The sequence below is a fragment of the Novosphingobium sp. BL-S-34 genome, assembly GCF_056857015.1.
Map to the genome: position 1 here is coordinate 1,392,629 of NZ_CM166473.1, position 19,623 is coordinate 1,412,251.

At 64.7% G+C, this 19,623-nt stretch carries 13 protein-coding genes and 1 pseudogene; 6 read left to right on the forward strand and 8 right to left on the reverse strand.

The features are described from left to right. Nucleotides 1-200 precede the first annotated feature (200 nt). Nucleotides 201-2,348 carry a putative bifunctional diguanylate cyclase/phosphodiesterase gene (locus AC1VV3_RS19960; RefSeq protein ID WP_431568239.1) on the forward strand — a complete coding sequence of 716 codons (2,148 nt, stop codon included), beginning with the start codon at nt 201-203 and terminating at the stop codon, nt 2,346-2,348. Between the two features lie 572 nt (nt 2,349-2,920). Here AC1VV3_RS19960 and AC1VV3_RS19965 read toward each other — a convergent pair. Beyond that, on the reverse strand, nt 2,921-3,115 hold the full coding sequence (locus AC1VV3_RS19965; RefSeq protein WP_431568240.1) for a sugar transferase: 195 nt from the start codon (nt 3,113-3,115) through the stop codon (nt 2,921-2,923). Nucleotides 3,116-3,158: 43 nt separating this feature from the next. Here AC1VV3_RS19965 and AC1VV3_RS19970 point away from each other — a divergent pair. Continuing rightward, a pseudogene (locus AC1VV3_RS19970) lies at nt 3,159-3,419 on the forward strand (glycosyltransferase); the annotation flags it as partial. Between the two features lie 73 nt (nt 3,420-3,492). Here the strand turns inward: AC1VV3_RS19970 and glgX are convergent. Genes glgX through AC1VV3_RS19995 form a run of 5 tightly spaced genes read right to left on the reverse strand, consistent with a single transcriptional unit; the run spans nt 3,493 to nt 12,649 of the window. Then, nucleotides 3,493-5,298 (reverse strand): glycogen debranching protein GlgX, encoded by a 1,806-nt coding sequence (glgX, locus tag AC1VV3_RS19975; protein WP_482962250.1) that lies wholly within the window; start codon nt 5,296-5,298, stop codon nt 3,493-3,495. After that, the gene (glgA, locus tag AC1VV3_RS19980) at nt 5,295-6,758 is read right to left on the reverse strand and encodes a glycogen synthase GlgA (protein ID WP_482963163.1); all 1,464 of its coding nucleotides are present in this window, start codon (nt 6,756-6,758) and stop codon (nt 5,295-5,297) included. The genes glgX and glgA overlap by 4 nt, the downstream gene beginning before the upstream one ends. A 46-nt stretch (nt 6,759-6,804) precedes the next feature. Then, the gene (glgC, locus tag AC1VV3_RS19985) at nt 6,805-8,067 is read right to left on the reverse strand and encodes a glucose-1-phosphate adenylyltransferase (protein ID WP_431568243.1); all 1,263 of its coding nucleotides are present in this window, start codon (nt 8,065-8,067) and stop codon (nt 6,805-6,807) included. A gap of 29 nt (nt 8,068-8,096) precedes the next feature. Continuing rightward, on the reverse strand, nt 8,097-10,271 hold the full coding sequence (gene glgB / locus AC1VV3_RS19990) for a 1,4-alpha-glucan branching protein GlgB (protein WP_132270044.1): 2,175 nt from the start codon (nt 10,269-10,271) through the stop codon (nt 8,097-8,099). Further along, nucleotides 10,268-12,649, reverse strand: coding sequence for a glycogen/starch/alpha-glucan phosphorylase (locus tag AC1VV3_RS19995; RefSeq protein ID WP_482963164.1), 2,382 nt, complete (start codon nt 12,647-12,649; stop codon nt 10,268-10,270). The genes glgB and AC1VV3_RS19995 overlap by 4 nt, the downstream gene beginning before the upstream one ends. A gap of 276 nt (nt 12,650-12,925) precedes the next feature. Between AC1VV3_RS19995 and AC1VV3_RS20000 the strand changes: the two genes are divergently transcribed. Next, the gene (locus AC1VV3_RS20000; RefSeq protein ID WP_482962251.1) at nt 12,926-14,617 is read left to right on the forward strand and encodes an alpha-amylase family glycosyl hydrolase; all 1,692 of its coding nucleotides are present in this window, start codon (nt 12,926-12,928) and stop codon (nt 14,615-14,617) included. Nucleotides 14,618-14,711: 94 nt separating this feature from the next. Further along, nucleotides 14,712-15,281 (forward strand): nucleoside 2-deoxyribosyltransferase domain-containing protein, encoded by a 570-nt coding sequence (locus tag AC1VV3_RS20005; protein WP_431568246.1) that lies wholly within the window; start codon nt 14,712-14,714, stop codon nt 15,279-15,281. Between the two features lie 31 nt (nt 15,282-15,312). Here AC1VV3_RS20005 and AC1VV3_RS20010 read toward each other — a convergent pair whose 3' ends face one another. Further along, nucleotides 15,313-16,872, reverse strand: a complete 1,560-nt coding sequence (locus tag AC1VV3_RS20010; protein WP_482962252.1) for a GNAT family N-acetyltransferase — start codon at nt 16,870-16,872, stop codon at nt 15,313-15,315. A 119-nt stretch (nt 16,873-16,991) separates the two neighbouring features. Between AC1VV3_RS20010 and AC1VV3_RS20015 the strand changes: the two genes are divergently transcribed. After that, nucleotides 16,992-17,258, forward strand: a complete 267-nt coding sequence (locus AC1VV3_RS20015) for a hypothetical protein (protein WP_132270035.1) — start codon at nt 16,992-16,994, stop codon at nt 17,256-17,258. 157 nt (nt 17,259-17,415) lie between these two features. Here the strand turns inward: AC1VV3_RS20015 and queF are convergent, their stop codons facing one another. Further along, nucleotides 17,416-17,877 carry a preQ(1) synthase gene (gene queF, locus AC1VV3_RS20020; protein WP_482962253.1) on the reverse strand — a complete coding sequence of 154 codons (462 nt, stop codon included), beginning with the start codon at nt 17,875-17,877 and terminating at the stop codon, nt 17,416-17,418. A 316-nt stretch (nt 17,878-18,193) separates the two neighbouring features. On the opposite strand from queF, the gene AC1VV3_RS20025 reads away from it, so the two are divergent. Further along, the gene (locus tag AC1VV3_RS20025) at nt 18,194-19,531 is read left to right on the forward strand and encodes a hypothetical protein (RefSeq protein ID WP_482962254.1); all 1,338 of its coding nucleotides are present in this window, start codon (nt 18,194-18,196) and stop codon (nt 19,529-19,531) included. Nucleotides 19,532-19,623: the final 92 nt, after the last annotated feature.

Consider the following 19,623-nt stretch of genomic DNA (forward strand, 5'->3'; position numbering starts at 1 on the left):
CGCCTATAATAGGAAAAAGGGCGCGCGGGGCGAGACAGCCGCTGTCCCAGGGTAGCGAAGATATTTCCGGCACCCGACTGTCTGGTTGCGATTTGTTGACGAAAGCAGGTTAATGCAATCGCTTCGAAGGACCCAGAAAGTCGGGGACCAAGTAGGGATCGCGAATGCTTAACGGCCATAAATTAGCGGGTCACCGGGGGGTGGCAGCGATCGTTGGTCTTCTCGGGCTGACGCTTGGCGGTTCGGCGGCACTTTTCGTGACCTCGCAGTCCATGGACCGAATCGCGGCAAACCGACAGCAGCAGCAAGTCGAAAAGACCATCGCGCGCACACTTTCCGGTGCTGCAGCCCAGGCCGCGGCCACCAGCGCACGCATGGAACCTGCGCAGCGAATCGCAGCGCTCGGCCCGGACGAAGCCGCCAACTGGCTGGACAATGAGCTGGGACGGCCGACCGTCAGCGCTGAAACCACCCGGACCGTGGCCATCCTCTCCCGTTCCGGCGCGATCTACGGCTATACCCGCGGCGGCCGGGCCGACGAGGCCGATCTGGAGGAAATCCAGGACACGGCCAAGGATCTCGCCAGCTCGCTCCACGCATCGCCTGCCTCGGAAGGAACAGCCGCCAAGGCAGCGCCGGATGCCAAGGCTGATCTCGCCTCGGTTCGCGGCGTTCCCGTCGTCGTCGCTGCGTCCCGCATTCCCGCGGCGGGAGAGCCTTTGTCGCTGGTGACCATCACGTACCTCGACGATCCCCTGCTCAATCGTTGGTCCAGCACGCTAATGCTGGATGGGTTCACGGCCCTTGGCCCGCGCACCGCTGCGCCGTCCAACATGCGAAGCGTCCAGTTGTCAGCCTCGGACGGCACCTCGCTGGGCCGCCTCGCATGGCGGCCGGCCATGCCGGGGGAAGCAATCCGAGAATACGTTATCCCGGCCACCCTGGCGATCGGCGCAGCCGTGCTCGGCCTGTTCCTCATGGTAGCCTATCGTGCGAGCAACCTGAAGGACGAGGCCGAAACGAACTCGCAGCGCGCGCGCTATCTCGAACTTTTCGACCCCATCACGGGGCTGGTGAACCGCACGACGTTCATCAAGCAGCTTGAGCAGATCGCCGGCTCTCAGGCCTGCCAGCTCATCCTGCTGGACATCGACGATTTCAGCGCCATCAACGAAGAACTGGGCCATCGCGCCGGGGATCAAGTCATCCTCGACTTCGGCAAGCAGTTGCTCAAGGAATTCCAGGGTTCCCAGTGCCTCGTCTCGCGGCTCGACGGGGATGAGTTCGCCGTGCTGATCGTCGGCAATTCGGACATCTTCACGCTCGGCCCCCGTGCCACCGGCATCGCCATCACACGCGAAACGCGCGACGGAACAACCGTCGCCGTCACGATCTCAGCGGGCATCGCCGCTGCTCCGGAACATGGTCATACCGCCAGCGACCTGATGCGCCATGCCGACATCGCCCTCGGCGCTGCCAAGACGGCAGGACCGGAACGCCACGTCGTCTACGATCCCGCACTTGGGGAGGCCTTCAAGAGCCGCAAGGGCCTGGAAGCGCGGATGAAGAAGGCCATCGAGGACGAAGGCTTCGAGCTGTTCTATCAGCCGATCATCAGCCTGCGCACCATGAAGCCAGCCGGGGTGGAGGCGCTGTTGCGGCTGAAGCGCGGCGCCAAGGACACGCCCGCCGTTTTCGTCCCGGTGATCGAAAAGCTCGGTCTCATGCCGCAACTCGGCGCTTGGATCATCCAGCAAGCCTTCCGCGATAGCCGTCGCTGGCCGGACCTGCGGACCTCGATCAATCTCTCCCCGCTCCAGCTCGAGAACCCGGCGCTGCTCGATCAGATCGACTTCAACCGCGCCCGGTTCGACGTTTCCCCAAAATCGATCGGATTCGAGATCACCGAAGGCGTCCTCCTGAACAAGTCGCCCACCGTTCACGACAACCTCCAGGGTCTGCGCGACCGCGGTTACGTGATCGCTCTTGATGACTTCGGCACGGGATACTCATCACTCAGCTACCTCTCCGAATTCGAAATTCACCGACTGAAACTGGACCAGAGCTTCGTTCGCGGCGGCCGCCTGATCGAGATGCGCAGCGCCACGCTGATCCAGGGCGTGATCGACATCTGCCACAAGCTGAATATCGACGTTGTCGCAGAGGGCATCGAGGAAATCGCGGAAGCCGCCACCCTGCGCCAATGGGGATGCGATTTCGCCCAGGGCTATCAGTTCGGCAAGCCCGCCCCCGCCAGGATCGCCGCGCAAAACCTCATCACCCTCCAGAACAACGCCGCCGCGATCGTCGATTACCGCACGGGCGAGCCGATCCTGGGCGTGCTCTAACTGAGACCGGGCACCAGATTGTTGGCCTCCTAACTTCGCCGTCCACTCGCTTGATCGTCCCTACAACATAGCCACCGACGGCGCCTGTCATTGGCGTTCAACAGCAAAACGGCTAGCAATCGCGGTACGTAGAAATCACAAGCACCGCTGGCCTTGCAGCTATGGCAATGCCCGCAATCACGGATATCGCGCCCGAAGTGCATCAGAAGCGCACATGCCATTTTTATCACACCACGACCCGCGCCGGACTTAGCGTCAAGCAGCTGGGGGGAAATGGCAGCGCCAAGATTTGCGTGCGCCGCCACTTCCGCACCCTCGACGCAGATACAGAGTGCTCACATAAGTCGCAATGATCCCATATCGACACGATACTTATAAATATCCATTCGTTCCCCGCCCGATCACGTACAAACGCTGCCAAAATCGTACCAAGTAATTTCGCCCTCTGCCACCTACGATGCGGCTGCAAATTCACGGCCAGCGCAACCGTGTTTATTCTTTCAATAAGACCCCTTCGCCGCCAGAACCCCTGGCAACGTCTTGGCCATCAACCACGAGCGAACGCCACTCTTTTACTGCTCACGTAAGCCACATCCATGGTGACGCGTTGCTGATAGGAAGTGTCGCTTCTGCCACTGGTAAATGCCCGTGAGACTGGGCCTGACGCGGCAATAATGCTTGAAATAGGACCTGTATTTCTGGATTTCCTGCCCGACGATCGGCCTGGGTCCTGCCAGGCTCACTTCACCCGACAGAACATTGAGCAATTGCAGAAATGCATATTACTAAGGGTTAGCGCTCGCCGCGAGGCACGACATTCACCGGTTCGTGTCCGATGCGGAGCTACGCGCGCTCTACGAAGCCGAGGCCATTTTCGTTTTTCCATCCTTGTCCGAGGGCTTCGGTCTTCTCCCGATCGAAGCCATGCATTGCGGCGCGCCGGTTGTCGCGGCGCGGGCAGGCGCCATGCCGGAAGTTTGCGGGGATGCCGCCCTTCTCGTCGATGCTGACTCGGCCGGTTCATTCAAAGAGGCGATCCTGGCCGTTCTGGAAGGTCCCGCCTTAGGCTAGGCACTCTCCTTACACGGGCGTATCCGCGCCGGCCAATTGACATGGGACCATGCCGGCGAGCGGCTTCACACGATCATCTCGAGCATACTTCGGGAAGAACCTCCGTCTGAACGTCGCGGCCGGCCCGGTTCACCGTGACTCGCAAGTCGTCTGCCTGCCAGGCCAGCCAGTCTGCGCCCGGCGCCTCCCAATCCTGCAGGGACATCTCGGCGTCCTGTGCGTTCAGCCACCGCAGGTTCGGGGCGAGACGAGCGAACTGCCCCGGACGGGCGGCTCGAATGGCGGAAAGTTCGGCGACGTGATCTTCCAGCTCCCGGTCGCGGCTTTCCCAGTCAACCCAGCCGATGGCATTATCCTGGCAATAGGCATTGTTGTTGCCTTGCTGGGTTCGGCCGAATTCATCGCCGGCGGTCAACATGATGGTGCCTGTGGAGGCGAAAAGCGTGCCGAGCATTGCCTTCATGTCTGCGCGGCGTGCCGCCACTACACCGGGCACGGATGTCGCACCCTCCGCACCGTTGTTCCAGCTGAAATTCTCACCGTGCCCGTCGCGGTTTTGCTCGCCATTGGCCCAGTTGTGGCGTTCCAGGTAAGATACCGTATCGGCCAACGTGAAGCCGTCATGAGCGGCCAGGAAATTGATCGAACGGCAGCTATCTTCCATCGGTCCGAACAGATCGGACGAGCCTGCAAGCCGCGTCGCCAGTTTTCCAATGCCCTCCTCATGCTTCCAGAAACGGCGTACGTCGTCACGGAACCGATCGTTCCATTCCAGCCAGTTTGGCGGGAACTGACCGAGTTGGTAACCGGAAGGCCCGATGTCCCAAGGCTCTGCGATCATGACACGGGTGGACAGGATCGGATCGGCCGCAAACTCCGCAAAGATCGGCGCTGCAGGATCGAAACCAGGGCCACGCGCGAGGATGGGGGCAAGGTCGAAGCGGAACCCGTCGACGCCGCAGGTTCCCGCGAAGTGCCGCATGGCATCGCGGGTCAGGCGACGCACCGCCGGATTGGCGAAATCGAGAGTATTGCCGCAGCCGGTGTCGTTGATCAGCGATCCGTCCGGCGCATGGGCATAAGCTGCATTGTCGAGGCCGCGCAGGGACAGGACGCCGCCCTCCACGTCGCTTTCGCCGCTATGGTTGAACACCAGGTCCAGCAGGACACCGATGCCTTCAGCGTGGAGGGCCGCTACCGTCGATTGCAGTTCGGCAGTTCCGCCGGGGCAAAGGCCGGGATCGAGCGCCATCATCGCCACCGGATTATAGCCCCAGGCGTTGACGAGCCCGAGCGGCGGCAGGTGGCGCTCGTCGATCCAGGCGACGATCGGCATGAGTTCGACGGCCGTGACGTGCAGCTTCTTCAAATGCGCGATCACGGCGGGATGAGCGAGCGCTGCTACGGTTCCACGCAAGGGTGCGGGCACTTCGGGATGCAGACGCGTGAAAGCCCGGACGTTGAGTTCGTAAACCAGTCCGCCGACGACGAAACGCGGGGGCTCAACCAACGCGGGTTCGACGAGGGGAGGCACGAGCGCGCGCGGGACGATATCGGCGGTATCGTCGCCGAATGTAGCGAGCCTGGGGCTTTGGACGAAGCGGCGGTCCAGTTCCACGGCGTAGGGATCGACGAGCAGTTTTGCGGGATCGAACCAGAGCCCGCGATCGGGCGCCCATTCCCCCTCCGCCCGATAGCCATAGCGCGCGCCGGTGAGGTCGCCCGGCATTTCCAGCACCCAGTTCGGGCCGTTTCGCACCATGGCGTAACGTCGTTCCCCCTCGCCGTCGAAGAGGCAGAGCCAGACTGCCGACGCAAGGGGACTGCGCAAGGCGAAACGGGTCATGCCTTCGTAGACCGACACGCCGAGCGGAATCATGCTGTCAGGGCGCGGTAGAGGTCGGCATAGGCCTGGCCGCTGGCCTTCCATGAGAAGTCGCACTTCATCGCGTTCTTCTGGATCGTGCGCCACTGCTCAGCGCGGTTATAGAGGTCCACCGTACGGGTCAGTGCGGCTGCAAAAGCATCGTAATGGATGCCGTCGAATTGGACGCCAGTGGCCACGCCCGCGGCCAAAGCCGCCGGATTGGCATCGACCACGGTATCGGCCAGGCCGCCCGTGCGCGCCACCACCGGCACACAGCCATAAGCGAGACCATAGAGCTGCGTCAGGCCGCAGGGCTCGAACCGCGATGGCACCAGGATGGCGTCGCCGCCGCCCTGCATTCGGTGCGAGAGCGCTTCGTCGTAGCCGATCCGCACAGCGATGCGCCCGGGATGACGCGCGGCGGCCTGATGCAGGGCCTGTTCGATGGCGCTGTCGCCCGAACCCAGCAGGGCCAGGCGTCCGCCAAGGCCGACGAGGTGGTCGAGCACTTCCAGCAGGACGTCCATGCCCTTCTGCCAGGTCAGCCGGGTGACAACGATGAACAGCGGCCCCTCGTCGATCTCCAGGCCGAATTCAGCTTCCAGCGCGCGTTTGTTGGCCGTGCGCCGCTCCAGCTTCTTCGCCTCGTAAGGGGCGGCCAAAGTCGGGTCACGCGACGGGTCCCAGAGGCCGGTGTCGATGCCGTTGAGAATGCCGGACACTGCCCGGCCCCGCGCTACGATCAGGCCTTCCAGCCCCATGCCGAAAGCAGCGGAGCGGATTTCGCGGGCGTAAGTGGGGCTGACCGTCGTCACGGCATCGGCGCAAGCGAGACCGGCTTTCAGCATGCCGAGGCCGCCGTGATACTCGACCCCGTCGATCGACCAGGCCTCGCGCGGGAGGTCAAGGCGCGGGAAGACTTCAGCGCCGAACCAGCCCTGGAACGCCATGTTGTGGATGGTCACGATCGAGGGCACGCGGCCCGCCTCGCCGCCGAAAGGTGCGAAGTGGAGATAGGCCGGCGCCATGGCGGCCTGCCAGTCATGCGCATGGACGAGATCGAAGCGCCGGGGCTTGCCGCGGGCCACCATGGCCCCGCCGGCAATATCGGCAGCGGCGCGGCCCAGCGCCGAAAAACGCTGCCAGTTATCGCCCCAGTCCTGCCCGGCAACATCGGCATAGGGCGCACCGTCACGGGCATAGAGCGCGGGAGCATCGAGGACGAGCAAAGGATATCCGTCGATCTTGCCCGACAGCAGCCGCGCGGGAACGCCAAGCAGCAAATCCCAGGCATGTACGGAACGGGCGCGGCCGATCGCCTTCAGCACTGAGGGGTAGCCCGGCAGAAGCGTCGTCATTTCCACCCCGTGGCCCGCCAGCGCGGCGGGGAGTGCGCCGACGACATCCGCGAGACCGCCGGTCTTAACCAGCGGCACGGCCTCGGAAGCTACGGACAGGACTTTCAAGTGGATTCCCCGCAGGCCGCGATCGCAGACATGACCCTCACAGACATCACTTTCACAGATTCAGGCGATCGATCATGGGCTTGGTAATGAGGCAGACGCCATTGTCCGTCCGGCGGAAGCGGCGGCCGTCGAGTTCAGGATCCTCGCCCACCACCAGTCCTTCCGGGATGCGCACTCCGGAATCGATCACCACGCGCGAAAGGCGGGCATGGCGGCCGATGTTGCAATAGGGCAGGATCACCGCCTCGTTCACCGAGGAAAAGCTCCCCATCTTCACGCCTGTGAACAGCAGCGAGCGCCGCGCGAGCGAGCCGGAGACGATGCAATCCTGGCTAATCAGCGAGGAAATCGCCTGGCCGCGCCGTCCTTCCTCGTCATGGACGAACTTGGCGGGGGCGGCCACGACGGTATCGGTCCAGATCGGCCAATCGCGGTCGTACATGTCGAGCTTGGGCACGGTGTCGGTCAGGTCGAGATTGGCCTCGAAATAGGCGTCGACGGTGCCGACGTCGCGCCAATATTCCTCGATTTCCTCACTAGCGCGGATGCAGGAATTGGTGAAGCGGTGCGCCTGCGCCTTTCCGTGCTTGACGATGTAGGGAATGATGTCCCCGCCGAAATCGCGCTTGGAATCCGGGTCGGCAGCGTCGCGGCGCAATTGCTCGAACAGGAACTCGGTGTCGAACACGTAGATGCCCATGGATGCCAGGGCGTGGGCGGGATCGCCCGGAATCGAGGGGGGATCCTTGGGCTTTTCCAGGAACGAGGTGATCACGTCGTTCTCGTCGACATGCATCACGCCAAAAGCCCTCGCATCCTTGCGCGGCACCACCAGGCAGCCCACCGTCACGTCCGCGCCCGAATTGACGTGCTGCTGCAGCATCAATTCGTAATCCATCTTGTAGATGTGATCGCCGGCCAGGATGACCATGTACTTCGGCGTGTAGGAGGCGATGATGTCGATGTTCTGGAACACCGCGTCAGCCGTGCCTTCGTACCAGAGCAGCTCGGATATACGCTGGCTGGCGGGCAGGATGTCGAAGCTTTCGTTGCGTTCGGGCCGCATGAAGTTCCAGGCGCGGTTCATGTGCCGGATCAGGCTATGCGCCTTGTACTGCGTGGCCACGCCGATGCGGCGAATGCCGGAATTGATCGCGTTCGACAGGGCAAAGTCGATGATGCGGCTCATTCCCCCGAAATAGACCGCAGGCTTGGCGCGGTTGTCGGTCAATTCCGCAAGTCGGCTGCCTCGCCCCCCTGCCAGCACATAGGCCATGGCATCGCGCGCGAGTGGCGATCCGGTCGGCGTCCTCATTGCACTCACTCTCCTTCGTGTCGCCGTTTTCAACCGGCGTATTCGAGCATAATGGTTGCCAACGGCGGCAGTGTGACCAAGGCATGACCGTCTGCGGCTTCGACTTGGCCCAGGTTACCCTTGCCGGTTCCCCCGTAATGGGGAGAATCGCTGTTCAAGATCTCGTTCCATGTGCCGCCGCAAGGCAGCGGCAGTCTATAATCCGTGTGCATGGCCGGGGTCATATTCGAGATGATCGCGATCGGCGGCGCACCGGGCGCCTTGCGCAGCCAGGCGAAGACAGAATTGGCCGCATCGTCGACCACCAGCCATTCGAAGCCGTCGCCATCGCAATCGCCGCAGTGAAGCGCGGGCTTGTCGCGGTAGAGGTGGTTGAGGTCCTTCACCAGGTTGCGGATGCCTTCATGTGCAGGGGCGTCGCGCAAGTCCCAGTCGAGCGCGCGTTCCTCGCTCCATTCGCGGCGCTGGGCGAACTCCTGGCCCATGAACAGCAGCTTCTTGCCCGGATAGCCCCACATCATGCCGTAATAGGCGCGCAAGTTGGCGAATTTCTGCCAATCGTCCCCGCTCATCTTGTTCAGCAGCGAGCCCTTGCCATGGACCACTTCGTCATGGCTGAGCGGCAGGACGTAATTTTCGGAAAACGCGTAGACCAGGCCGAAAGTGATGTCGTTGTGGTGATAGCGCCGGTGCACCGGATCACGGGCCATGTAGCGCAGCGTGTCGTGCATGAAGCCCATGTTCCACTTGAAGCCGAAGCCCAGCGCGGAAGCATGCTCGCCTTCCGACACGTCATAGGCCGGCTGGGTGACGCCGGGCCATGCGGTCGATTCCTCGGCGATGGTGAAGACTCCGGGATACTGGCCATAAAGCGCGCGGTTGGTGGCGCGCAGGAAATCCACCGCTTCCCAGTTCTCGCGCCCACCCTGCTCGTTCGGGATCCACTCGCCGGCCTTGCGCGAATAATCGCGGTAGAGCATCGAGGCGACGGCATCAACGCGCAGCCCGTCGACGTGATAGCGATCGGCCCAGAACAGCGCGTTGTTGACGAGGAAGCTCTGCACCTCGCGCCGCCCGAAGTTGTAGATCAGGGTGTTCCAGTCCGGTTGGAAGCCCAGCCGCGGGTCCTGGTGCTCGTAGAGTGCGGTGCCGTCGAAGCGGACCAACCCGTGATCGTCTTTGGGAAAATGCGCCGGCACCCAGTCCAGGATGACACCGATCCCCGCCCGATGCGCGCCGTCCACGAAACGCGCAAACCCCGCGGGTTCGCCGAAGCGGGCACTGGGGGCATAGAGCCCGGTCGTCTGGTAGCCCCAGGACGGATCGTAGGGGTGCTCGCTGATGGGCAGGAATTCGATATGGGTGAAGCCCATCTCCACGACATAGGGGATGAGCTTGTCCGCCATGTCGTCCCAATTGAGGAACCAGTTGAAGCGGTCGCGCTGCCAGGACCCGGCGTGGACCTCGTAGATCGAGACCGGCACCTTGCGCGGATCGACCGATTCCCAGTGATCGCGATGGGCCTCGTCACCCCATTCGAGCTTGGCGGGGTGAGCGGTCATCGACGCGGTGGCCGGACGGATTTCCGACATGAAGGCGAATGGATCGGCCTTGAGCGGTTGCACGCTGCCGTCCGCGCCGACGATATGATACTTGTAGGCACGGTAATCAGCGATGTCGGGGATGAATATCTCCCAGACCCCGATGTCCTTGCGGCTGCGCATGAGGTGGCGGCGGTGATCCCAGTCGTTGAAATCACCCACCACGCTCACTAGGCGGGCGTTGGGTGCCCAGACGGCGAAATGGACCCCGTTGGCGCCCTCGTGCCGCATGATATGCGCGCCGAGCTTATCGAACAGGCGAAAATGCGTGCCCTGCGCGATCAGCAGGTCGTCGATGGGGCCCAGCACCGGCCCGAACGTGTAGGGATCGGTGACCAGCCAGTCGCTGTCGCCGGCGGTGCAGCGATAGCGGACAGGCTGCGGATTGCCGAGCAGCTTGCCCTCGAACAGGAAGCGGTCGTCCACTTTGCCCAGCATGCCGAGCCGGCGGCCGTCCAGGCTGAAGGCCTCGACCGTCTCCGCGCCAGGCAGGATGGCGCGTGCGTAACACCCGTCAGGCCCGGGATGGAGGCCGAGAAGCGAGAACGGGTCGGCGTGGACGCCTTGCAGCAGGGACTCGATAGCGCTTTCGGGTGGCTTCACAGGACCTTCCAGATGTCTTTGGCATACTCGGAGATAGTCCGATCCGAGGAGAACCAACCGACATTGGCGATGTTCCTGATAGTTGCCGAATGCCAGCCCGCCATGTCTTCCCACCGGGCGTCGATCGAGCGCTGGGCGGCGGCATAGCTGTCGAAATCGGCAGCGCACATGAACCAGTCGTGGTCGTAGATGCCGCCGATGAGGTCCTTGTAGCGATCCGGGTCGTCGGGCGAGAACACGCCCGAGGAAATCGCCGAGAGCGCCTGGCGCAGTTCGCGCGATCCGTCGATCACTTCGCGCGGGTTGTAGCCGCTCGCGCGCTTGGCTGCCACTTCTTCCGCCGTGAGGCCGAAGATAACAATATTGTCGCCTCCCACATGGTCCTTGATCTCGACATTGGCGCCGTCGAGCGTGCCGATGGTGAGAGCGCCGTTGAGCGCAAACTTCATGTTGCCGGTGCCGGAAGCTTCCATGCCCGCGGTCGAGATCTGTTCGGACAAGTCAGCCGCCGGGAAGATGCGCTCCCCCAGGCTGACGTTGTAATTGGGCACGAAGACCACTTTCAGCAGCCCGCCGACCGAGGGATCGGCATTAACGCGCCGGGCGATGTCATTGGCCAGTTTGATGACCAGCTTGGCGTTGTGGTAGCTCGGCGCGGCCTTGCCCGCGAAGATCTTCACGCGCGGCACCCAGTCCCGTTCGGGATGGCTGCGGATCTGGTCATAGAGCGCCACCGTCTCGATCAGGTTCAGCAGCTGGCGCTTGTATTCGTGGATGCGCTTGATCTGCACGTCGAACAGAGCGTCGGGATCGAGCCGGATGCCCATCGTCTTCTTGATGTAGTCCGACAGCGCCATCTTGTTGGCGCGCTTCACGTCGGCCACCCGCGCGCCGAACTGCGCATCGGCCGCGAAAGCGTTGAGGTCGGAGAGCTTTTCCGCATCGTCGAGGAAGCCGTCCCCGATCGCCTCGCGGATCACCGAGGTCAGCCCCGGATTGCACTGCTGCAGCCAGCGGCGCGGCGTGACGCCGTTGGTCTTGTTGTTGATCCTGTCGGGATAGAGCTTGTGAAGGTCCGCGAAGACCGTCTTCTTCATCAGGTCGGTATGAAGCGCGGCCACGCCGTTGACCGAATGGGCTCCCACGAAGGCCAGGTTGGCCATGCGTACGCGGCGCTCTCCGTTCTCGTCGATCAGCGAGATCGCCGAGATTTCGGCATCGCTGCAGCCGGCCTTGCGTGCTTCGCGCAGGACGCGGCTGTTGATCGCGTAGATGATCTGCATGTGGCGCGGCAGCAAGCGCTCGAACAGCGGCAGCGGCCAGGATTCCAGCGCCTCCGGCAGGAGCGTGTGATTGGTATAGGACACCGTGCGGCGGCAGATGTCCCAGGCTTCGTTGAATTCAAGGCCGTTTTCATCGACCAGCAGGCGCATCAGCTCGGCGACGGCCACCGAGGGATGGGTATCGTTGAGCTGTATCGCCGCCTGCTCCGGCAGGGTGCGGATATCGCCCAGGTACTGGACGTGACGGCGCACGATGTCCTGGATCGAGGCGGCGGTGAAGAAATACTCCTGCCGCAGCCGCAGTTCCTGTCCGGCCGGGCTGGAATCCGCGGGATAGAGCACCCGCACGAGGCTGTCGGCGCGGACCTGCTCGGCCAGGGCGCCGAAGTGGTCGCCGGCGTTGAAGGCGTCGAGCTTGATCGGATCGAGCGGGCTGGCGGTCCAGAGGCGCAGGGTGTTCACGCGCTTGCCACGCCAGCCGACCACCGGCGTGTCGATCGCCGTGGCCTCGACCTGCTCGGCCGGGTGCCAGAACACGCCGTCCCCTTCGGCCACGACCTCGCCGCCGAAACCGATGCGGTAAGTGCTCTCAAGCCGCTCGAACTCCCAGGGATTGCCGTGGGCCAGCCAGGTTTCCGGCAGCTCCACCTGCCAGCCGTCGTCCACGCGCTGGCGGAACATGCCGTTCACGTAGCGGATGCCATAGCCGTAAGCCGGAATATCCAGCGTGGCGAGGCTCTCCATGAAGCAGGCTGCCAGCCGGCCGAGACCGCCGTTGCCGAGCGCCGCATCGGGTTCCAGTTCCTCCAGAGCCGCAAGGTCAAGGCCGTGGGCCTTCAACGCGGCTTCGAACTCGCGGGTCATGCCCATGTTCGAGAGCGCGTCGCGCAGCAAGCGACCGATCAGGAACTCCATCGAGAGATAATAGACCCGCTTGCCCTGGGAATCGTAAGTGCGGCGGGTGGAATCGATCCACTTCTCGATGATTTCGTCGCGCAGAGCGAGGATCGAGGCGGTGTACCAGTCATGCTGCTTGGCCGCCCGCTCGTCCTTGCCGACGCGCTGGCGAAGCACCCTGACGATGTGCTTGTCCATTTCCGAGGGCGCTTCGGCCTTGCTGTTGGAAACAGGTTCGGTCGCCACGGGCACACTCCTGGTATTGGACGTGCAGGACCCTTTGAAAAATCCTGCAATTCGTATGGTTTAGCGTCAGGCAAGCAAAAGCGGACCGCTGCACTTTCCCGCGCTTCCCGATCATGGCTAGCACAGCGCCCGCTTGCGGCAAGGGGCATTGTGCAGTGCCGCAAAAAATTCGCGCCGGGCTGCCCCGCTGGTGATATGATCGCCCGCAAATACCCGCGAAAGGTGCTCATGAGCCTGATCGAATCCGACGTCGCCCCAACCCCTTTTATTCCTGGCGCCGCTTCCGGCCTTCCCTCCGCTTCTCCAGCCCTCGATTCGTCCCGTTCCCCCTGGTGGCAAGGCGCGGCGATCTACCAGATCTATCCGCGCAGCTTCCAGGACTCCAACGGCGACGGCGTGGGGGATCTTCCCGGCATCGCCCGCCGCCTGCACCATGTCGCCCGGCTGGGCGTGGACGCGATCTGGATTTCGCCCTTCTTCACTTCTCCGATGCGCGACTTCGGCTACGACGTTGCGGACTATTGCGGGATCGACCCGGTCTTCGGCACAATGGCCGATTTCGACGCGCTGGTTGCCCACGCTCACGACCTGGGCCTCAGGGTCATCATCGACCAGGTCTATGCCCATACCTCGGACCTCCATCTCTGGTTCGCAGAAAGCCGCTCGGACCGCGGTAATCCCAGGGCGGACTGGTACGTCTGGCACGATCCCCGCGAAGACGGCACCCCGCCCTGCAACTGGCAATCGGTGTTCGGCGGCCCGGCCTGGACCTGGGATGGCCGCCGCCGCCAATATTACATGCATACTTTCCTGAAGGAGCAGCCGCAGCTCAACATGCACAATCCCGCGGTGCAGGACGCGGTACTGCAGGCGGCCCGGTTCTGGCTGGAGCGCGGCGTGGACGGCTTCCGGCTGGACGCGCTCAACCATGCGATGCACGATCCGCTGCTGCGCGACAATCCTCCCGCCCCGGCCGACGGCCGCCTCCGCACCCGCCCCTTCGACTTCCAGCTCAAGACCTACAGCCAGTCCCACCCGGACATGATCGGCTTCGTCGAGCGGTTGCGGGCGGTCTGCGACGAATATGGCGTCATCCACACCGTGGCCGAGATCGGAGGAGACCATCCGCAGGCGGACCGGCGCGCCTATACCGCCGGGGAACACCGGCTGAACAGCGCCTATGGTTTCGATTTCCTCTACGCCCCCGCCCTCACCGCCCGCTTCGTGGCCGAGACCTTGCAGCGCTGGGAGCTTGCCCCGGACGAGAACGGCGGCTGGCCGAGCTGGGCCTTCGAGAATCACGATGCCCCCCGCGCCCTCTCCCGCTGGTGCGCGCCCGAACACCGGGGCATCTTCGCCCGGACGAAGATGGCTCTGCTCATGGCCCTGCGCGGCAATGTGATCCTCTACCAGGGCGAGGAGCTGGGGCTGCTTCAGGACGAGATCGCCTTCGAACAGTTGCAGGACCCCGAAGCCATCGCCAACTGGCCGCTGACCCTCTCGCGCGACGGTGCCCGCACGCCGCTGCCCTGGGAGGACCTCCCCCTCGGCGGCTTCACGCCGGTGTCGCCCTGGCTGCCGCTTTCCGCCGAGAATCTCACCCGCGCAGTCGCCATCCAGGAGAGCGATCCCGCCTCGCTGCTCCATTTCACGCGCAAGCTGCTGGCCCTGCGCCAGGCGAGCCCGGTGCTGCGGCACGGCGCGCTGGAGGATCTCGCCTGCGACGGCGAACTGCTGTCCTTCCTGCGCGTGGAAGGGGAGGAGCGCCTGCTCTGCCTGTTCAATCTCTCGCCCGAGCCGCTGGCGCCCAGCCCCGCACTCCAGGCCCTTGCGGTGCAGGGCGATATCGTTCTTGCCATCAACGGGGCGACGCCGGCTGCCCTCCCGCCTTACGGCGTGCTCTGGGTGAAGGCCCGATAAGGGGCGCGAAGAACCGCCGCGGCCGCCCTTCCTGGCACGCGCCGACCAACGATTTCGCTGGCTGGCACGGCTGCGCATTGTCTAGAGGGCCGGCATGATCAAAGCGCCTTCCCTTGCCCTGCTGCTCTCCGCGCTCCTGCTTTCCGCGGCTCCCGCTGCAGCCCTGGCGGAAACCGCCGTGGTGACTTCGCCCGAGCCGCTTCCGCCCCGGCACGATCGCCCGCGGGTGTTCCTGGGAGGCAGCATCGACATGGGCTCCGCGCCGGACTGGCAGAAGCAGGTGATCGAGGCGCTTCGCGGCGAGGACGTGGTCCTGCTCAATCCGCGCCGCCCGGACTGGAACCCAGCCTGGAAGCCCGAGGCCAGCGAGCCGGAGTTCCGCCGCCAGGTCGAATGGGAACTGGCCGCGCTCGACAGTGCCGACGTGATCGTGCTCTACCTCGCGCCCGGATCGCAAAGCCCGGTGAGCCTGCTGGAACTGGGGCTGCATGCACGCTCCGGCAATGTCGTGCTGCTCTGCCCGCCGGGTTTCTGGCGCAAGGGCAATGTCGACATCACCGGCGCGCGATACGGCGTGAAGCAGGTGACCAGCCTCGACGAACTGATCGCCGAGACGCGCCTGCGCGTGGCGGCGGCAGCGCAGGGCCTCAAGCCCCGGAAATGACCCGCGCCGCCCGATCCCGCGCTTCCGTTGTCTACTGCTGCGTCCACTCCACCCGGTAGAGGTCGAAGCGCCGGTCCTTCAGGTTCTGCACCGCGCCTGACTGACGGGCCGTCAGCAGCGCATCCAGGCTGAGGTCGGCGATGGCGATCGTCTCGGTATTGGCCGCGGTGTCCGCCGCCACTCCGTCGCGCGCAAAGGGGAAATCGGACGGCGTAAGGATCGCGCTTTCCGCGTAGTGGACGTCCATGTTCTCCACGTTGGGCAGGTTGCCGACCACGCCCGAGGTCACGACGTAGCACTGGTTCTCCACCGCGCGGGCCTGGCAGCAATACCGCACGCGCAGGAAGCCGCGGCGCTCGTCGGTGCAGAACGGCACGAACAGCATCAGCGCCCCCTGGTTCACGAGGTGGCGGGAAAGCTCGGGGAACTCGCTGTCATAGCAGATCATCACGCCGATCGGGCCGCAATCGGTGGGGATCACGTTGGCGCCGTAGCCGCCCTTGATGTTCCACCAGCGCCGCTCGGACGGGGTGGGATGCAGCTTCTGCGTCTCGTGCACCGCACCGTCGCGCAGGAAGGTATAGGCGATATTGCGGATCTCGCTCTTGCCCTGGCCCAGCTTGACGCGGGTGGGATGCGAACCGCCGATGATGTTGATGTTGTAGCTCACCGCCATGCGCTGCATGAATTCCACGAAACGCTCGGTGTAGTCCGCGATCTTCTCGATCGCAGCCGCGGGTTCCAGCTTGGTCTCTTCGATCGACAGCAGCTCCAGCGTGAACAGCTCGGGGAAGACCACGAAATCGCTCTCGTAATCGGCGGCCACGTCGATCCAGTATTCCACCTGCTCCTCGAACTGGTCGATCTGTTCGATCTTGCGCATCATGAACTGGACGGTGGCCACCCGCACGGTCGAAGGCACGCGCTCCTTGAAGCCGGGCACCGCCTTGCCCGTATCGCGCGGGGCGAGCGGGTTGGTCCAGTACATCAGGACCGCGTTGCCGCCGCTTTCCTTGTCGTTCGGGATGTAGTCCGGCAGAATTTCGCGCGGCTCGTAACCCTCGTTCATCTGGAACTGGATCACCTGGTCGCGCACTTTCTTGTCGCGCACGGCCTGGAGGTAGTCGGCCGGGTCGGGATATCGGCGCATGCGCCGCGAATAGCCCGGCATGCGCCCGGCGAAGGCGATGCCCTTCAGCTCGAAATACTGGCAGACTTCCTTGCGCTTGCGATAGAGCCGCTGGCCGATGCGCAGGCGGCGGTAATCGGGGTCCACGCAAACCTCGAAACCGTAGAGCACGTCGCCATCGTCCGACGGCGGACGGCCATAACCGCCGTTGCTGATCTCCTCCCAGGTATGCGGGCGGAAGGCCTGGGCGGCGGTGACGATCATCGTCGCGCAGTGGCCGACGACCTTGCCGTCATATTCGGCAACGAACTGTCCTTCCGGAAAATTGATGACCTGGCCCCGGATCTCGGCGCGGGTGAAGGCATCGGCCTTGCCGTAGACTTTCACCGAGAGCCGCGCGATCGCGGGTGCATCGGCTACAGTGGCGGGGCGGATGATGAGCTTGGCTTTTGTCTGGTCCATGAAGGCGTTTCCTACGCATGAGACCGGCAGAGGTTCCAGCCTCGAAAATGACTCTTTTCCCGTCGCTTGCGGGATATTTTCGGCCGGGCGCCCGTTATCCCCTTCGAAAGGAGAGACGAATGAGCGCTACACTCATTGCCCTCGCCCTGTTTGGCTGCAGCGATGACGGATCAGCTTGCGAGAGGCTATCGACGCCTGTGCAAACTTACGAATCGCGCGCCGAATGTACCGCACGCCTCGATGACGCCCTGGCTACGGAAGCCGCGTTGAAGGCGGAAGCGCCCACGGTTTACGCCCAGTGCCTGAGCAACCGCCAGATGGCCTCGCTTGGCAAGGGAACTGTCGATCTCAGGCGCGTGAACGGCGTCCAGTTTGCCGCCAGATAGCGTTACGTAACCCGGCACGGACCTTGGGAAGCGAGGGGGCAACTTCTCGCGAAACCTTGAGGGGAAGCTCGGGGCATAGGGGCGTCGGCACAAGCCGGTGCCCCTGCTCATCATACCGGAACCAAAAACCGGTGCCCGGCATGGGCTGACAGAGCCGTCAGCCGCGACCGCGGTAGCCCTGCACGCCCTGGTCGGGAACCCAGAGCCCTTCCGGCGCCGCGCCGGATTGCCAGAACACGTCGATGGGAATGCCGCCGCGCGGATACCAGTAGCCGCCGATGCGCAGCCAATGGGGCTTCATCTCGTCGAACAGGCGCTGGCCGATACCGACAGTGACGTCCTCGTGGAAGCCGTTGTGGTTGCGGAACGCGCCGAGGAACAGCTTGAAGCTCTTGGATTCGACGATGGTTTCCCCCGGTGCATAGTCGATCACCAGGTGCGCGAAATCGGGCTGGCCGGTAACCGGGCAGAGCGAGGTGAATTCCGGCGCGGCGAAGCGCACCAGATAGAGGCTGCCCTGGCGCGGGTTCGGCACGTAGTCCAGCACGGCGTCTTCGGGAGACGTCGGCAGCGCACTGTTCTGGCCCAGATGCAGCGGGGTCATGGTGGTGTCAGTCATGATGCCATTGATAGGTGCCCCGGCGCTGCGCTTCAAGCCATTCGACCGAGACGGCGACGGGGACCGGGACCGGAACCGTGACGGACATCCGACCCTGCAATGTGGGCCGCCGCAAGTGCGGCGGGGAAATGCGCCAAGGGCGCGATTGCCCGCGCGCCCCGCATTGGGCTATGATCGCTCACGTCTCGCCGCGCTGGAGCGGAGCATTAACCGCGGGTTCAGCGCATGGTCTAATGTGGGGCTGGGAGTTTGATGCGGGGCCGATGTGACTAATTTCGCGACACCACTTTCACGCGCGGCACTTGCGCTCGGCCTCATGGCGGGACCGACGACGGCTTTCGCGCAATCGACCTGGAGCTTGCCGCCCGGCCAGCAGGAAGGCCAGGGCGCGCCGCGCCCGCAAGGTCCGGTGGACCCGCAGAACCCCACCGTCACTCCGCGCGACACCGCTCCCGATGTACCGGCCGCAGCGCCCACTTCGCGGCCGACACCGGTGCCGACCATCGCCGCCCCGCCGCCGCCCGCCGCGCGCGCCAGCGACCGCCCGCAGCCGCGTGCGACCCAGCCAGCCGCCACGGCCACGCCCGCTCGTCCGGCGGAGCCATCGCGCACGGAACCCGCCGCCGCCGCGCCCTCACCCGCCGTCACCCCCTCGGCCCAGTTGCCGGCCCAGCCGCTGGCACCCGCCCCCACGCCGACAGCGAGCGAAAGCGCCGCTCTGCCGGCCCAGCCTTCCGCCGCGCCGGAAGCGGATCTCGCAGGCCCGCCCGCAGCCACGCCGCATTGGCCGGAGTGGTGGCTGGCCATCCCCGCTGCCTTGGTCGCGGCCGGGGTCGGCGTCTTCCTGCTCCTTCGCCGCCGCCGCGCACCTGCCACGGCCTGGGAAGAAGCCGGTCTCGAACCTGAAGCCGAGCCCGAGGACGAAATCGTCCAGGAGACGGCCGATGCCCCCGTCGCAGCCGCCGCCATCGCCGCGCTCGACCCCGTAGCCCCCGTTTCGCCGGCCCTCCGCGTACAGCCGCTGCGCAATCCCGGGCCGCAATCGCCGTCGCAGCCGGCACCAGCTGCGATACCGACCCCTAATCCGGCGCCGGCAAGGGCCCCGGCGCCGTCCGGTCCGGGCGTGATCGCAGTCGATTTCGAACCGGTGACGCTGCGCCTGTCGCTCGTCTACGCCACGCTGCAATATCGCCTGACCTTGGCCGCGCCGGAAAGCGGCCTTGCCGAGCCCTGGCGCGTGCTAGGCGACATGATCTCCGCCCACGCCTCGCTATCGCAAGTAGAGCAGCTCGCGCCCGAACCTGCCGCCTTGCCGCTGCGCCACACCCTCGAAGCGCTCTCCCCCGGCGAAACGCGCACGTTCAAGGGCGAACTGCAATTGCCGCTCAACGCGATTCGCGTGATGCGCCAGGGACAGGCCAGCCTCTTCGTGCCGCTCGTGCGCCTGTGCCTCGTGGACGAGCATGGCCATGCCGAGCGCCGCGTGTTCTCGCTGGGCGTTCCGGGCGAAGGTCCGGATCCCGCGACTGTCCGGCTCGCCCCAATCCGCCTCGACACCGGCCCGCGCGACCATGCTACGATCGCCGCCCGTGAAGTCGAAGCCGCCCGCGACATGGGGCAGGATCCCGATTCCCCGATGCGCCGCCTCGCCTGATTCTCAGGCATGCCGGGGCCTGAGCGGGCCAATTACCGCTTCGGCCACCTGCCGCCATGAAGCAGCCGGCGCCATCACGGCGTCCGCTGGCC

Coding starts and splice junctions, on each gene's coding strand:
- AC1VV3_RS20005 (WP_431568246.1), top strand. CDS start 14,712: ATGATCAAAGCGCCTTCCCTTGCCCTGCTGCTCTCCGCGCTCCTGCTT.
- AC1VV3_RS19995 (WP_482963164.1), bottom strand. CDS start 12,649: ATGGACAAGCACATCGTCAGGGTGCTTCGCCAGCGCGTCGGCAAGGAC.
- AC1VV3_RS20010 (WP_482962252.1), bottom strand. CDS start 16,872: ATGGACCAGACAAAAGCCAAGCTCATCATCCGCCCCGCCACTGTAGCC.
- glgC (WP_431568243.1), bottom strand. CDS start 8,067: ATGAGGACGCCGACCGGATCGCCACTCGCGCGCGATGCCATGGCCTAT.
- AC1VV3_RS20025 (WP_482962254.1), top strand. CDS start 18,194: ATGGCGGGACCGACGACGGCTTTCGCGCAATCGACCTGGAGCTTGCCG.
- glgX (WP_482962250.1), bottom strand. CDS start 5,298: ATGATTCCGCTCGGCGTGTCGGTCTACGAAGGCATGACCCGTTTCGCC.
- queF (WP_482962253.1), bottom strand. CDS start 17,877: ATGACTGACACCACCATGACCCCGCTGCATCTGGGCCAGAACAGTGCG.
- AC1VV3_RS20015 (WP_132270035.1), top strand. CDS start 16,992: ATGAGCGCTACACTCATTGCCCTCGCCCTGTTTGGCTGCAGCGATGAC.
- AC1VV3_RS20000 (WP_482962251.1), top strand. CDS start 12,926: ATGAGCCTGATCGAATCCGACGTCGCCCCAACCCCTTTTATTCCTGGC.